This is a genomic window from Geopsychrobacter electrodiphilus DSM 16401 (genome assembly GCF_000384395.1).
GTDB classification, from domain to species: Bacteria; Desulfobacterota; Desulfuromonadia; order Desulfuromonadales; family Geopsychrobacteraceae; genus Geopsychrobacter; species Geopsychrobacter electrodiphilus.
In genome coordinates this window covers 2,519,238-2,532,490 of the sequence record NZ_ARWE01000001.1, presented here as the reverse complement: position 1 = coordinate 2,532,490, position 13,253 = coordinate 2,519,238, and the positions used below count along the sequence as shown (strand labels likewise).

18 protein-coding genes are annotated in these 13,253 nt (G+C 51.8%); 11 read left to right on the top strand and 7 right to left on the bottom strand.

The window, feature by feature from the left end; translation table 11 throughout:
• Positions 1-29: 29 nt before the first annotated feature.
• A complete protein-coding gene (locus D888_RS0112045) occupies positions 30-818 on the bottom strand; it encodes a BON domain-containing protein (RefSeq protein ID WP_020676812.1) in 789 nt (262 codons plus the stop codon).
• A 105-nt stretch (positions 819-923) separates the two neighbouring features.
• The gene (locus tag D888_RS0112040) at positions 924-1,103 is read right to left on the bottom strand and encodes a CsbD family protein (RefSeq protein ID WP_020676811.1); all 180 of its coding nucleotides are present in this window, start codon (positions 1,101-1,103) and stop codon (positions 924-926) included.
• 390 nt (positions 1,104-1,493) lie between these two features.
• Between D888_RS0112040 and D888_RS23180 the strand changes: the two genes are divergently transcribed.
• Both D888_RS23180 and D888_RS0112030 read left to right on the top strand, forming a co-directional pair.
• The gene (locus tag D888_RS23180; RefSeq protein ID WP_083928848.1) at positions 1,494-2,207 is read left to right on the top strand and encodes a fused DSP-PTPase phosphatase/NAD kinase-like protein; all 714 of its coding nucleotides are present in this window, start codon (positions 1,494-1,496) and stop codon (positions 2,205-2,207) included.
• A 57-nt stretch (positions 2,208-2,264) separates the two neighbouring features.
• Positions 2,265-2,774, top strand: a complete 510-nt coding sequence (locus tag D888_RS0112030; RefSeq protein ID WP_020676809.1) for a hypothetical protein — start codon at positions 2,265-2,267, stop codon at positions 2,772-2,774.
• A 94-nt stretch (positions 2,775-2,868) separates the two neighbouring features.
• On the opposite strand, the gene D888_RS0112025 is transcribed toward D888_RS0112030, so the two are convergent.
• Positions 2,869-3,435, bottom strand: a complete 567-nt coding sequence (locus tag D888_RS0112025) for a phosphatase PAP2 family protein (RefSeq protein WP_020676808.1) — start codon at positions 3,433-3,435, stop codon at positions 2,869-2,871.
• Between the two features lie 20 nt (positions 3,436-3,455).
• A complete protein-coding gene (locus D888_RS0112020; protein ID WP_169513284.1) occupies positions 3,456-4,958 on the bottom strand; it encodes a DUF3943 domain-containing protein in 1,503 nt (500 codons plus the stop codon).
• A gap of 1,281 nt (positions 4,959-6,239) precedes the next feature.
• On the opposite strand from D888_RS0112020, the gene D888_RS0112015 reads away from it, so the two are divergent.
• The 9 genes from D888_RS0112015 to D888_RS0111970 all read left to right on the top strand — a co-directional run bounded on the left by D888_RS0112015 (position 6,240) and on the right by D888_RS0111970 (position 11,342).
• On the top strand, positions 6,240-6,575 hold the full coding sequence (locus D888_RS0112015) for a YegP family protein (protein WP_020676806.1): 336 nt from the start codon (positions 6,240-6,242) through the stop codon (positions 6,573-6,575).
• A 327-nt stretch (positions 6,576-6,902) separates the two neighbouring features.
• The gene (locus tag D888_RS23685; RefSeq protein ID WP_020676805.1) at positions 6,903-7,058 is read left to right on the top strand and encodes a DUF3309 family protein; all 156 of its coding nucleotides are present in this window, start codon (positions 6,903-6,905) and stop codon (positions 7,056-7,058) included.
• Between the two features lie 183 nt (positions 7,059-7,241).
• Complete coding sequence (locus D888_RS0112000; protein ID WP_020676804.1) at positions 7,242-7,556, top strand: BON domain-containing protein; 315 nt, start codon at positions 7,242-7,244, stop codon at positions 7,554-7,556.
• Positions 7,553-8,215: a PAS domain-containing protein gene (locus D888_RS21530; protein ID WP_020676803.1), complete on the top strand. Its 663-nt coding sequence runs from the start codon at positions 7,553-7,555 to the stop codon at positions 8,213-8,215. The genes D888_RS0112000 and D888_RS21530 overlap by 4 nt, the downstream gene beginning before the upstream one ends.
• 118 nt (positions 8,216-8,333) lie before the next feature.
• The gene (locus D888_RS0111990) at positions 8,334-9,158 is read left to right on the top strand and encodes a M90 family metallopeptidase (protein WP_020676802.1); all 825 of its coding nucleotides are present in this window, start codon (positions 8,334-8,336) and stop codon (positions 9,156-9,158) included.
• A gap of 32 nt (positions 9,159-9,190) precedes the next feature.
• Positions 9,191-9,475 (top strand): sll1863 family stress response protein, encoded by a 285-nt coding sequence (locus D888_RS0111985; RefSeq protein WP_020676801.1) that lies wholly within the window; start codon positions 9,191-9,193, stop codon positions 9,473-9,475.
• 41 nt (positions 9,476-9,516) lie between these two features.
• Positions 9,517-9,660, top strand: coding sequence for a hypothetical protein (locus D888_RS24025; RefSeq protein WP_020676800.1), 144 nt, complete (start codon positions 9,517-9,519; stop codon positions 9,658-9,660).
• A gap of 92 nt (positions 9,661-9,752) precedes the next feature.
• Positions 9,753-10,727 carry an alpha/beta fold hydrolase gene (locus D888_RS23175; protein ID WP_020676799.1) on the top strand — a complete coding sequence of 325 codons (975 nt, stop codon included), beginning with the start codon at positions 9,753-9,755 and terminating at the stop codon, positions 10,725-10,727.
• A gap of 174 nt (positions 10,728-10,901) precedes the next feature.
• Positions 10,902-11,342: a hypothetical protein gene (locus tag D888_RS0111970; RefSeq protein ID WP_020676798.1), complete on the top strand. Its 441-nt coding sequence runs from the start codon at positions 10,902-10,904 to the stop codon at positions 11,340-11,342.
• 115 nt (positions 11,343-11,457) lie between these two features.
• Here the strand turns inward: D888_RS0111970 and D888_RS23680 are convergent, their stop codons facing one another.
• The 3 genes from D888_RS23680 to D888_RS0111950 all read right to left on the bottom strand — a co-directional run bounded on the left by D888_RS23680 (position 11,458) and on the right by D888_RS0111950 (position 13,221).
• Positions 11,458-11,586, bottom strand: coding sequence for a DUF3096 domain-containing protein (locus D888_RS23680; RefSeq protein ID WP_020676797.1), 129 nt, complete (start codon positions 11,584-11,586; stop codon positions 11,458-11,460).
• 20 nt (positions 11,587-11,606) lie between these two features.
• Entirely contained in the window at positions 11,607-11,789 is a 183-nt protein-coding gene (locus D888_RS0111960) for a hypothetical protein (RefSeq protein WP_020676796.1), read from the bottom strand.
• Positions 11,790-12,588: 799 nt separating this feature from the next.
• A complete protein-coding gene (locus D888_RS0111950) occupies positions 12,589-13,221 on the bottom strand; it encodes a TVP38/TMEM64 family protein (protein ID WP_020676794.1) in 633 nt (210 codons plus the stop codon).
• Between the last annotated feature and the right edge of the window lie 32 nt (positions 13,222-13,253).

Below are 13,253 nucleotides of genomic sequence, written 5' to 3'. Positions count from 1 at the left end.
CTTGCTGAGGTTCCTGGTTAACGCTTTACCTACTTCACCGTCATGTTGTTCTGCACCGACTGCACGCCATCGACATCGTTGGACAGTTTTTCGGTCAAATCTATTTCGGCCTGGTTGCCAGCCTTGCCAGATAAGGTGACCACACCATCCTTGGTTGTGACCGAAGTTTTGAAGGCACTGGTTGAGCGATGGCTGAGCAATGTCATTTTGACCATGGTGGTGATAGAAGCGTCATCGATCTTTTCGCCGATCTTGTCGCCGAGCGATTGCTTTTCTTGCGAGGATTTTGCCACAGTCATTTCATTCTTGACGTCTTTGACGCCGTCAATATCCTTGGCGTATTCCGTGGTCAATTCTTTTTGGGCCTGGTTGTCGGCAACACCGCTCAGAGTCACGATACCGTCCTTAACATCGACCTCGGTGACGGCACTCACGCTGCGGTGAAATAATAAGGCAGTTTTCACCTTGGTCAGCAACCAGGCGTCGGACAATTCAGCCGGAACTTCCCCCTCGACGTCCAGTTGGTTGTCGACACTTTTGACCTCTGGCAGATTCGCAACGGTCTCTCCGGCCATGGACTTATGCAGTTTCGTGGCGACGCTCCCCGTCAGGGTGACAGCGCCGTCCTTGGACTGGACCTTGATATCATCGTCCTTGAGGTAGCTGGTGAACACATGGGAATTCCTGGCCGCTGATTCGATGTTGGTGTCGGTGCTCGCCGCCTGCACGGGCAGGCTGAAGGTGAGCAGCATCAGCGCCGCCATAACGACGGGTAGGGCATAGATAACTTTCTTTGCCAGTTTTCCTTTTGCTTTCATAACTTCAATTCCTTTTAGTAACTCAGTATCCACGCTTTTCCACATAGGCCTCATGCCCTGCAGAAGCGTGGCTGTATTCGTCGACGGCACAGGATCCTCTTCAGCTTAAGAATCCAAAACCTTTTCGACCTGACCGATCTTTTCCATAATTTTTCCAGCGACCTTTTCTCCTGCGCCTTCAGCTTCCAGTTGTGGATTGTCGCTTATTTTCCCGGCAATCTCCTCGGCCGAACCCTTCGTCTGGTGAAACAGACCCTTGGCCTGATCTTTACGACTGTTTTTCATGTCTCCTCCATTTTCGAATTTTGCCTGGATTGCGAAGAATCTTCACCGGTCATCTTTTTCTGTCCAGATGACTTAAATGTCCTTAATCGCAACGAACGTGCCGGAAATGAAATGTAGTCTGTAAATCTGCAAGTCACCGGGAATACAAGGTAAAACTTGGAAGGTTAAGCTTGACGAAATATATGCCGCCAACGCGGCCCGCCATATTTAACAGTAACGCTTCATTTTGGAGGTCAGATCAGCAACCCTGGCGGGGCTGGACAACCGACCTGGAAAGATCCTTGGTTATCGAACCCCGAACGAGGTACTCTCTAGACAATTCACCCGTGACATTTTCTGGATGAATCCGTCGGATACAAGAACGGCTTCCCCTTCACCATCGTGAGAGGTATGGATTTGAGTGTTTGTCTATGCAGAGGCCGTCTGCTTTGCTTAATAGCAGCTTCACTTCTCTTGACCGGTTGCAGTACCACCTTTGTAAAAGCGCCCGACTCATGCAGGAGCAATCTCAACTCTCCAATTTCAAGATTCTGCCAGGTGAAGCAGAATGTTCTGTGGCGCGGGGCTAAACCTGATACAGAAGGGGTCATCTGGCTCATCGAACATGGGGTCAGAACAATCGTCAATCTTGAGTTGATGCATGATGATCTTTCCCGGGTTGAGCAGGTCGAGCTTACAACTCAAAAGATCTTTAATATTGACTACTTCCGCGTTAAAGACTGGGAACTTCTCCCGGTTTTGGCCTCTTCAGTTGAAGATGAACACGTTGTCCATTTTCTCGCAATTGCGAGTCAGAAGGCGTACCAGCCCGTTTATGTCCATTGCCGTTCCGGCCAAAACCGGACGGGCGTCATGGTTGCGGCGTATCAAATAATTATTGAAGGCAATCCGGATATTGACGCGGTGATTGAGGAAATGATGACCTATCAGGGGTTCTGGTCTGACGTCGACGCTAAGTACCTGAGGGCTTTAGCACTGCGGCGAAGTGATATCCTCCGAAAAATCAGTGAAATGATTTCCCGACTGGAAGACCCCGTACAAATTACCTGCAAGGATAGAAAATGTACGATTGGTATCTCTCGGAATCCGGGGGAAAGTCTTTAGGACTCCCCTGACGAAAAGAGGGGGGAGATAGGGTCGTCCCTGCGGAAGGAACATGCCATGTTTTCACCTCGTGCTTGCCGGTCTCTTTCCCTGGCATTAATTGCACTGCTGACAGCTCTGTCCTTGTCGTCGTGTCTCGGTACCCGTCCTGATACCGCGGAACTTGTCCCCTTTACCAGTGACGGCTGCAGCCTCTTTCCTGATGGAACTTTCAGAGACCGGGACAAGTGGTGTGACTGTTGCCTGAATCATGATCTCGCCTATTGGCAGGGTGGGAGCGCGGAGGCCCGCGACCGGGCTGATGTGACCCTGCGCGACTGCGTGCTGACGCGGACTAATGATCCACACCTGGCAGAAACCATGTATCTTGGTGCCCGGTTGGGCGGGCTTCCGGACTTTCCCACCTGGTATCGGTGGGGCTACGGCTGGCCCTATGGCCGCGGCTATCAGCCGCTTTCGGACCTGGAAAACATACAGGTGCAAAAACAGCTCGCTGTTTACGCGCGACAGCACCCGACGGGGTACTGCACTGAAAAAAAAATAAGGCTCCATAAGGGACCTGGTTGATTTGTTAAGAAAGCAATATTTTCAGACTTTTTGAACCAGTTTTATGCCCTGCCTGCTGCGTTGAATGGGCCCGCAACATGGAAGAGTGGAGGCATCAAAAAGAGCGCTGCCAACGGAGCCCCAGGAAATCGGGTCCGATCACCGGCGCCAGATAGGACGCCTTTTCTGACGTGACTGTGAGCAAGGCGACGCTATAGGCCAGTGCAGCGCTGGCAACGACATCGCGCACGTGATGATGGTTGTTGACCACTCGAACGCGAGCGACGTAAGCGGCTGCCAGATAAGCGGGGACGCCCCACTTCCAGCCGTAGCGTTGGCCCAGGAACGTTGCACCGGACATCACGAAAGCCTCGTGACCGGAAGGGAACCCATATCTATTGCCGTTTGGACGTTTACCCAGGTAGGTCTCGTTGAATCCTAGCCGCAGGGCAGAGGTGAGGACCTGATTCACCCCGGTGTTGCGCAGCCACTCCTTCTGGCCCTCGGTATCGCCCGTGAACAGGGCAACAGCCAGGCCGGTGAGGGGAACAACGCCGGTGAGGACGTCGGACACTAATTCGTCGGTCGGGTAATCGCCTCCGGCGATTGCAGTGGTGGCGTTCAACCCGAGCGCCGCGAGCATCAGGCACACAACCAGATATCTGTTGATAAAAATCCTCATATGTAAGCTCCTCTTCAAGGTTAAGGGCCCCCGGCGCTTTTGGACCGCCAGTCGACCGCACCGAAGCGGGTCTGCCCAAGGTAGGTGTAGCCAATACTTACAGCCCCCACGGTCTGGTGGGAGTCATTCAGGGTGCTATAGTGCGCATCCCGTTGCGAAACAGTGTATCTGAGGGTTATGCCGTGGAGGTTGTACACGCGCACGGTGAGCGTCGCGACCCCGCGGATAATATTCTCCGACCCGTTGTTTTCTGAGGCTGCCAAACTGCTGACGTAGTAATCGCGCAGTTCCAGGTCTAACGCAGCACGATCACCGAAGATGAGACGCGATGCCAGCAAACCCTGCGGGCTGACGCCACTGTGATAGTCTCGTTCGCCGGCGCCGTGAATTGTGCCGGCCGAGCCATAGCCGACTCCGGCGAGAGCCGTACCCTGCAGTGCAATTCTTTTTGAGAGCCACCATTGCGCCGTGCTACCGAGGCCTACTGCCGTGGTGGAGACGCGAAAAATCTGCGGCGCGATGTAATCGTACATGCCATAAAGGCCCCAGACTCCGCGATAGTTGTCGCCGGCGGAATAGGCTGTCCCGTAGAGCAGGCCGCGACTGATGATATTCTCAAATACGTTGCTGCCGGCGGCGGTGAACTGAAAGTCAAAATAGTCGAAAGGGCGGGTGTAGGTGTAACCGGGCTTGCCCGGAAGGCCGTAGCCGATGGTAAAATCCGCGATTGGTTCCCCGACCTGGTAGCTCTGTGGGATCGGTGCTGCTCCCGAGTTGGGATTGCGGATGACATTCGAGGTTACCGAAGCGTTCAAATTCACGCCGAGCTGCAAGCGCGTGAAGACGGCCGGGTTGTGACTGCGGAAGACGCCTTTGAAACGTTGACCGTAGGCGAGACGGTTAAAGCCGGTCGGTGGCGAGAGTGCGGCCGCACCGAGTTCGCGCCAGAATCCAGGCTTACCATTGCCGCTTTCAAGCAAAAGGCTCGCCATTCGATACAACGGCTCGCCCAGGATGGTTCCGCCGAAACCGGTGGTGAATTCATCGTTTATCGAGGGGGGACTGGTCTCGCCCGCCAGTTCCCAGAGCAGACTTCCGCTGGCGGTATAGCCGAGCGAGCTCCAGTAGTCGAGGCCTGCGGAACGTGCAAATCCGTAATACATGGAGCCCGCATAGGGATGCATGAACTGGTTAATGGCAAACGGGTCACTGTCAGAGACCCATGCCCCGGTCAGGTTCTTTTTGAAGGAAGAAAAATCTGAATGGTAGACGTCGTCATCAATAAAATGCCGATCGTATTGATTCAGAATTAATAAGAAGCCGGAAATGTCCAGGGCCGGGACAAAGTAGCTCTTGCCGTCTCCTTCACCCCAATGTAATACCGGCCTGGGTTTTTCATCGGCAAATGCCGTTGGAGCGACCTTCTGCGACTTGGTGTCAAGCTTCGGATCCTCGGCAAAAGCAGAGGCCGGAATCAGCAGGGCCAGGACCAGAAGAGCGTTAATAAAAGTCCGGAGACTCATGAGTTTAACCTGCATTGGGGCCATCGTGATTCCTTTTCGGTAACTTGGAGTGCTCCTCGGACCTGGGCGGCAGAGCTTCCAGCTGTTTATGCCTGGTGGTATATCCTCGATAGCCAATAAGATGATCTGATTTATTCCCGGATTTTACTCAGCCTGGCAGTCAGCAATATGCGGCGCAGACCGATGGCGGTATAATTCTGCCTGGCCTCTGTGTCATCGCAGTTGAGGTGGCGCAAAAGGCTTTCCCGCAACTCCCACCACCCCGTTATGAGAGTGATTGCCGGAATTTAAATTCCCGGCGACGACCCTCAGCGATCACGAATTTCAGCTTGCCACTTTTCAACACAATCCCAGGCCGGATATTCTTGAGACCAATCTCTCTCGCGAAAGGCGTTTCTGGACAGTTAATGAAGAAGGCGTCACATAGGTACCCACCTAGCTTTCGATACCCTGAGATTAATAAGGGTGTCCCGCAATAAACATGCCGGAGGAAATTCTTGACATTATGTGTGCGCAAGTGGCTGATTATACAGGTTAAAACGGAAAGATAACGGGCGAGAGGGTAAGAAAAGCCGTCAGTGCCATCCATCTCATATAGCATTACTGTCAAATATGCCGGGACGATGGTGGCTGTTTTGAATGGCCGAGCAGGGAATCTGTTTAGCCGGCGGATGCAGAATTTGCGCATCCTGGTGCGCAAGATCCAGGGGATTTTAATATTTAATAAGTATCCGTACGCAATGAGTATGTTTCATCCAAGGCACGAGCCGAATATTTGGTATTCGTGCTTGATGGCATGGGGGAAGAACCTCTGATCGAGTTTCACAGTGGGGGGGGGGGCAGATTAGCGAATGCTCGGAGACGACAGTTTTATGGCCAAAGGTTTTGGGCGTCTGTCGCAGCATTTAACGGCGCAATAAATCCTCTAAAAGGTGGGTCGATACTTATAATATCGACAGCGCCGTCTTGAAAATAAAATCAAAAATCAACAAACCTGCTTGATGATGTGGAAACCCCATTTGCCTCACCATAGCGCGGTTCTGTCAAATATAACGGCTATATGCGGGCTCCGCCTCAAGACCTGTTTACCCGCTGTCATCTAATTTTACCCTGTCTAATCAGTGTGTTGCACTCCTGACTTTTGTATGGACCTTTCTCTGGCACGGTCATTGCGCTTACCCAAGTCTGTAAATCGACGACCGCTGGCGAAAATCACATCCTTAAAGCATGGATATTGCCACGCGGCACTTGGAAAGACTCAACCTATGGGCAGGAGGAAATATGATTGGAAAATTTGTTATTGAAAGAGCCAAGGACGAGCAATTTTACTTTAACCTCAAAGCAGTCAACGGGCAGGTGATCTTGACCAGTGAAATGTACAAGGCCAAGGCGAGCGCCCAAAACGGTATCGAGTCGATCCAGAACAATTCGGCCGCTGATGACAACTATGAGCGAAAAGAATCCAAGAACAACAAACCGTATTTTGTGCTGAAGGCACTGAATAAACAGATCATCGGGCAGAGCCAGATGTACTCATCCACAGCGGCTATGGAGGCGGGGATTGCATCGGTTAAACAGAATGGACCCGGTGCGACGGTAGAGGATCTCACCATTTAACCTTCGTCATATCATAAAAAAATGAGAGGCCCCTGTGTCAAACAGGGGCTTTTTTTGTTCTCTTCATGTCATGACCAGGCAGAAGGGCATTCTCCTTGGCGAAGAATGGTTGAAAAACATGACCTGCCCTCCCTCCACCAGTCTGTCAAATGTGAAGTTTCTGCTAAATATGGTGGATAGATTGGTCTGGTTTTCTCGCCCATAAATCAAGTTATCTATTTTTTAACCTATGATTCCAGGTGGTTATAGAAATAATGTCGATCTGGTTGTGCTGGCACGCTGGTTGCTAAATAGAATCGTAGAGAAATTCAATCAAGGAGAAAAATCATGCTTGGAACAATTTTGGTCGTCATCCTCATCTTGATGCTGCTGGGCGCTCTGCCTGCTTGGCCCCACAGCCGCCAGTGGGGTTATTATCCCAGCAGCGGGCTCGGCTTAATCCTGGTGATTTTACTTGTCTTGATGCTGGTCGGCAGGATTTAGGTGGCAGGGGCCACCGTGATTTTTTTAAGATTTTGCATTTTCCCCACCTCACCCTGGGTATGTTGGTTTCGTGGTGTTTCCTCCTTGTCAAAGAGGGGTGGGGCAAAAAAGAAAACCGGACTCGTTTTACTGCTCAATAACCAAGAGAACACAACATTGGTCACAGACCAAAAGGAGACTACCATGTTCAAAACCAAACGTATTATTCTGTTTCTGGCCGGTTTCGCCCTGGTTGCTTCATTCATGGGATGTGCTGCAACCTCTACGCATGAAAGCACCGGTCAGTACATTGACAATTCCGTCATCACCTCCAAGGTCAAAACCGCGATTTTTAACGAACCGACCTTGAAAAGCCTGCAGATCGAGGTGGAATCCTTCAAAGGTGAGGTTCAACTGAGTGGGTTTGTCGATTCGGCGATGAGCGTTGAGAAGGCCGGAGAGATTGCACGTGGCGTCCAGGGGGTTGTCGGAGTGAAAAACAACCTGGTTGTCAAGTGAAGACCCCCGCGTCCCGCAGCGCCGAAGATCAATTACAGGCAAGGACGGTCGTGTCCCGGATTTTTGGTAACGGTAATGAGACGCAACAGCACGTCCATGAGCTAGAAGTTCACCAGATCGAGTTGGTGACGCAGAACGCCGTGCTTCAGCAGACGCGAGACGAGCTGGAAATCGCTTTGGACAAATACACCGACCTCTACGATTTCGCACCGGTCGGTTATCTGACCCTTGACCAGGATGGGATCATTGGTGACGCGAACTTCACCGCCGCCTCACAGTTTGGAGTCGGACGCGCACGATTGCTTGGCCAGCGTTTTGAGTCGATCGTTGCCCCAGGGTCCCGTGCAGAATTTTCCACTTTTCTCTCGACTGTTTTTTCCGGTCAAAGCAAGCAAATCTGTGAGGTGGCGCTGCTGATCTGTTCTGCACAATCGATCTTTGTGCAAGTCGAGGCCTTGCCCTCTGCCTCAGGGCTTTATTGCCGGGTCGCACTCTTTGATATTTCCCAGCGTCTGCTGATGAAAGAACAAATTGAAAAGCAGCATTTTGTACTGGCCGTCGCCAACGCTGAACTGCAGGCGGTTTGCCCAGACCCTGGCAACGAATCTGCGCCACCCGTTGGCGGTTGTCAGGGAACCTTGCCAGGAGATCCGTCTTAAATCTTTATGTTCAGGCTCTTGCTTTCTGAAGGGAGCGAGTGCCCCTGTTGTAGGGGTGCCTGCGGCGCTCCGACTGGAAAGTCAATCAAACCAAGTTCCTCGAAGGAGGTTTTAAAATATGCTCCACTGGCTTCGAGACCATCACCGCGAAGAAGTGCGCATGCGCGCTTTCCCCTCGAATTGGGAGTCCATCCTGCGCAAGAACGTGGTCCATTATGGCATGCTTGATGATGCCGGGCGTGCCGAGTTGCGCGCCTTGATCCTGGTCCTATTAGAGGAGAAGAACTGGGAGGGGTGCGGTGGCCTCGACCTGACTGACGAGATCCGCATTACCATCGCCGCCCAGGCCTGCCTCCTCCTTCTGGGCCTCCCTCACGATTACTACCGCAATGTGGAGTCGATTCTTGTCTACCCCTCCACCGTTGTTATCCCCGAACACACACCCGGCGTTTTCGAACGGGTCAGCGCTCCGGTGGCGACAGCTGTCCCGATCCTCGGCCAGGCCATCGCCGGAGGCGCGGTGATCCTTGTCTGGGACGCCGTCAAACGAGGCGCCCGCCATCCCGAGCAGGGTCACAATGTCGTCTATCATGAATTTGCCCACAAGCTCGACATGCTCGACGGCGCCGCCGATGGCACCCCGCCTCTTGCTGACCGCAAGCAGCTCGACGAGTGGGTAGCCGTCTGCTCCAGGGAATTTCAGCGGCTGAAGATACTGACAGAAAAAGGCCAAAGATCCTTTCTCGACGCCTATGGCGCCAGCAACGAAGCCGAGTTCTTTGCCGTGGCAACCGAGGAGTTCTTCGACCGCCCTCTGGCTCTCATAGAACACGCACCTGACCTTTACCAGGTTCTTGGCGCCTACTACCGTCAGGATCCGGCCGTGAGGGCAAGACGCTTTTCCCCCGAAGCTAAAGCCAGGAGACCGGAACAGGGGGCATGAGCAAACATCTAAGACTAAAAGGAGCTGCAGTCATGAACCAGAAAACTACGTACGTGGAAAAGCTTTCGGCCGAGATGGTCGCATGGGAGGTTCATATCGAGCGGCTCAAGGAGAAAGCAGAAACGGCTTCGCCTGAGAAGAAATTCGAACACTATAAAACTATTTCGGCCTTGCAATTCAAGCGGGACGAAGCAGCGAAAAAGCTCCAGGGGATCTCGTTGGCCAGCGATCATGAATGGGAAGAATTCAAATCCGGGACGGAACGAATCCGGAGCGAGATGGGTAATCTCTTGAGCGCTGCGATAAAAAACACGTAAATTTCACAAGCTGAGCGGATTCTTTCGTCAAGGAGCAGGGCATGAATTCTTCGGACATGATGAACCATAACGGTGGTTGGATGAATCACGGATGGATGGGTGGTGGAATGTTTCTCTGGTCGGTGATCAGCGTCCTGCTGGTGGTTCTGCTGGCGGTGCTGATCAACAAGATATCAAAAAAATAATAACGGGCCTTCATGGCACGGAGAGCCGGGCATCTGAAGTTTTGTAGATAGTTAACTAAAACGCCTTAGCCCCCTTGGGAAATACAACTGTAATGATTAAACGAATCGCCCGTTTCTTGCTATTGTCCTGCATCGTTCTTCTCGGTGTCTCCTGCGCTCACAAGCCAGAAACACAAGTCAAAGCCGGCACGCACAGCTTCCCCCATGTCACGAAGAGTCAGATTCATTACGTCGAGGTCGGTCAGGGTCCGCCGGTCATTTTGATTCCCGGACTGTTTGGTATTCACAGCGGCTTTAACCGTGTGATCCCTTTACTCAAGGACCATAATCGCCTGATTGCCATTGATAATTTCGGCACGGGCCAATCGGGTCGGCCAGAGAGCGATTTTGACTATTCGGTGGCTGAACAGGCGGAGAAGGTTGTCGCCTTGATGGACGATCTCGGAATCACCAGATGCGACATTGTCGGCGTCTCTTACGGCGGGATGATCGCCCTCAATATTGCCGCCCGCTACCCAGGGCGGGTGATCTCTATCGTCAGCATCGAGGGGGCCGTCATCATGCCGAAAAATACCCCGTATCACAGATTGATTCAGGGGCTCAAATACCCGATATTCGGCGATATAATTATCGGTTTTGTCCGCTCGGGGCTCTTTGACGAAACCATGGCCAAGGATATCATGGGGCCCTCCTGGGCTGATTTAACAAGCGAAGAGCAGCAGGAAATCACCGGCATCATCGCTAAAAATGCCGCTGTCGCCTCGCGCCGCACCTGGCTCAGCCTGGCGCGGGCTTTGAACGATGCCGAAGATTTCTCCGAGGAAGCAAAATCGATCACAGCACCGGTCCTTTACCTCTCCGGAGATCACTCCGAGTTTCGCGCGATGACCGATATGAACATCGCCTTCTTTAAACATTATCTGCCCAACGTCGAGGTGGTCTCTTTTCCTGACGGGGTTCACGATCTCGAACTTCAAAAACCAAAAGAAGTGGCGGTCTTGATCCAGAATTTTCTCGGGCGGAAGACATCCGTTCCTCTGACGACCGTTGCAGAACCGGAGCCTTAGCGCAAGAGGCTGACCGCTCCGGCGGGTGTTCAGGAGCAATGGGGTATTGAAAAGTTACAATATCCTCTATTCTGACTCCCAGATATCAGGACCTCAGGTAAGGCGAGGTTTGCGGTTATCAAATTCCTTTGTTCGTTCGTGTTAGAGGCAGGAAACATCAGTCAGGAGAATCCTATGACGTTTGGAAAGATGCTGTTCATCCCCCTGGTCGTCCTTTTGCTGATTTCTTCAGTAACAATGGTCAAGGCTGCAGATTTTGATTGGATTAATAATTTAAATATCCGCGCAGCAGCGGATTCTTCAGGGTTCAGGGCCAGCCTGGCGACACGATTTAAAATCGGTGATGTGCAGATCGATGCCGTGCTGAGACAGGTTGACCGGCCCGGGGACGCCTATATGGTCTTGCGGTTGGGGGAAATGTCGCGTCAGCCATTGAACATTGTCATTGATAAATATCGTAGCGAAAAAAACCGCGGCTGGGGCGTTTTGGCAAAAAGCCTGGGGATCAAGCCTGGCTCAAATGAGTTTCATGCCTTGAAGCGCGGTAATGATCTGTATGATGACAAAGGCAAATCCAAGGGAAAGGGCAAGCATAAGGGCAAGAAAGGGAAGTGAATCTCAGGGGGCCCGTCAACTGGTCCTGGGCTTGCAGCCCCAGGGTTGTCGGATCCGGAATCCGGGCATCCCCTGATTGCCCAGCCGATCTTCTGGCTGGGCAGAGAGATGGGTTTTAGTGGATAAAGCCGTAGACGCCAATCAAAATAAGGTAGCCGGCGACGATATAATTCAGCGCCTTGGGGATCGCCAAGATCAAGATTCCGGCCAAAATTGATAAGACAGGTTGCAGTTGCACATACATGATGAGGACTCCTTTAGAGGTTACTGTTTCAGGCCGTCTTCGACTTTTTTAGTCGTATCTTTCAGCGTTTCCGCTGTTTTCGCGACGGCTTGATCGATCTTTTCTCCTGCCTTCTGTGCGGTGCCTTTTTTCTCGCAGGCGCTGATCGTCAAAGTCACACTGACCGCAAGGACAACGATTACCAGCGAAATGAACGATTTCATGATCTTTCCTTTTTCCCCGTAAATAGTCTGCCTCGAAGAACGGCAAGACGTAAATTTATTTCAAAATCGTACCGATCTTAATTCAGGCATCAAGCCCTGGTCACTCGCGTCTATCCTAAATCAGGATGGTCCGCTTTATTCGTCGAATGCGGACTTTTCACTTTCGGGGAAACTTAAGAAAGCGGGCCTTAGTTTCCTTCAGTTAAATGGCAGCAAATTGCACTTTTATCTCATTACTTACGACACTCTTCGCGCAAACGCTATGTGCTTAATCACGATCATGATCGTCATGGTCGTGATGACCTCTATGATGACCATTGTCATGCCCCCCACCATGATAATGTCCAAATCCTATCGGCCTCACCATACAGCCTGACAGCGTCGCGATTGTCAGGAGCAAAACGAACAACTTAAACAAATTAAATCTTTTCATCTGTAATCCTCTCTGATTGTTACAGGATAGTTGCACCTGGTTTTGATATTTTGAAAATTGTCATTGTTCTCTTTTCGCCCTGGGATCATGGCCCATTGATTAAGCGGAAGATGACAACGCTGTCCCTCTGCCTGGATAATTACAAATAGCGTGCCGGGGGATAAAAAAAGATAAATAGGGCGTAACGTACTGATAATACAGGATAATAAAGAGAGCATCGCCGATAGCTAAGAAAAACCCGTCATCAGAAATCGTCACTGATGACATAAATGCCATATATGACGGGCGGCGGGGTTCGGCTCGGAGGTGTTGGTAGCCTTTGACTGCCTTAAGCTGGCCAAAATTTCCAGAAATAGTCTCGCACGCTCAGTCTTTTTCGTTAAATTTACGTTTTAGCCGGAGGCTGAGTGCGTAGCCTCCAGCGATAACTGCCAAAAGCAGAAGGCTGAGCTTAGGATCGTCGAACAGTGACGGCCCGAAAAATATAAAAGGCAGGGCCAGGGTAACATTGCAGAGCAGACCGACCGGGAAGAAAATCAGGAATGGAATATTAAGAATCGCCAGAGTAAAGTTCTTGACGGTATAGGGGAGTCCGGGCAGGGCCATGAAGATGATCGAAAACAGCAATTGCCGACGGACGCTAACCTCCGGGATTTGGTAGTTCATGCGGGCCAGCAGCCGACTGATCTGCTGGTGGAAAAAGGAATGAGTGAGCAGATAGGATACGACCAGGTGAAAACTGATTATCAGGACGCTTATTCCAACAGCCAAACAGGGACCGAACTTGATTCCGGCCAGCAACAGAAACGGAATGATGGGGAAGCCGAGGATCGGCAGCAGAATCATCATAAGAATAAATATCCCGGGGTGAGTGTCAGGATTGTGCAGAAAACCCAGCCAATCCCAGGACGCTTCGGAAAACAGAGGCACCAGGATCCACAAGCCCGCCAGGATCGCCAGCGCCAGCCACAGCCAACGTTGCAGAGAGGCTTTATGCATCTAGATCTCCGGTCCGCGCGGATCGTCCTTGT

What these genes read in the sequence shown, in the direction of transcription:
- D888_RS0111970 (WP_020676798.1), top strand. Translation starts at nt 10,902, where the DNA reads ATGACGTTTGGAAAGATGCTGTTCATCCCCCTGGTCGTCCTTTTGCTG.
- D888_RS0111960 (WP_020676796.1), bottom strand. Translation starts at nt 11,789, where the DNA reads ATGAAATCGTTCATTTCGCTGGTAATCGTTGTCCTTGCGGTCAGTGTG.
- D888_RS0112015 (WP_020676806.1), top strand. Translation starts at nt 6,240, where the DNA reads ATGATTGGAAAATTTGTTATTGAAAGAGCCAAGGACGAGCAATTTTAC.
- D888_RS0112045 (WP_020676812.1), bottom strand. Translation starts at nt 818, where the DNA reads ATGAAAGCAAAAGGAAAACTGGCAAAGAAAGTTATCTATGCCCTACCC.
- D888_RS23175 (WP_020676799.1), top strand. Translation starts at nt 9,753, where the DNA reads ATGATTAAACGAATCGCCCGTTTCTTGCTATTGTCCTGCATCGTTCTT.
- D888_RS23685 (WP_020676805.1), top strand. Translation starts at nt 6,903, where the DNA reads ATGCTTGGAACAATTTTGGTCGTCATCCTCATCTTGATGCTGCTGGGC.
- D888_RS0112025 (WP_020676808.1), bottom strand. Translation starts at nt 3,435, where the DNA reads ATGAGGATTTTTATCAACAGATATCTGGTTGTGTGCCTGATGCTCGCG.
- D888_RS0112040 (WP_020676811.1), bottom strand. Translation starts at nt 1,103, where the DNA reads ATGAAAAACAGTCGTAAAGATCAGGCCAAGGGTCTGTTTCACCAGACG.
- D888_RS23180 (WP_083928848.1), top strand. Translation starts at nt 1,494, where the DNA reads ATGGATTTGAGTGTTTGTCTATGCAGAGGCCGTCTGCTTTGCTTAATA.
- D888_RS0112020 (WP_169513284.1), bottom strand. Translation starts at nt 4,958, where the DNA reads ATGAGTCTCCGGACTTTTATTAACGCTCTTCTGGTCCTGGCCCTGCTG.
- D888_RS0112000 (WP_020676804.1), top strand. Translation starts at nt 7,242, where the DNA reads ATGTTCAAAACCAAACGTATTATTCTGTTTCTGGCCGGTTTCGCCCTG.
- D888_RS0111950 (WP_020676794.1), bottom strand. Translation starts at nt 13,221, where the DNA reads ATGCATAAAGCCTCTCTGCAACGTTGGCTGTGGCTGGCGCTGGCGATC.
- D888_RS23680 (WP_020676797.1), bottom strand. Translation starts at nt 11,586, where the DNA reads ATGTATGTGCAACTGCAACCTGTCTTATCAATTTTGGCCGGAATCTTG.
- D888_RS0111985 (WP_020676801.1), top strand. Translation starts at nt 9,191, where the DNA reads ATGAACCAGAAAACTACGTACGTGGAAAAGCTTTCGGCCGAGATGGTC.
- D888_RS24025 (WP_020676800.1), top strand. Translation starts at nt 9,517, where the DNA reads ATGAATTCTTCGGACATGATGAACCATAACGGTGGTTGGATGAATCAC.
- D888_RS0112030 (WP_020676809.1), top strand. Translation starts at nt 2,265, where the DNA reads ATGTTTTCACCTCGTGCTTGCCGGTCTCTTTCCCTGGCATTAATTGCA.
- D888_RS0111990 (WP_020676802.1), top strand. Translation starts at nt 8,334, where the DNA reads ATGCTCCACTGGCTTCGAGACCATCACCGCGAAGAAGTGCGCATGCGC.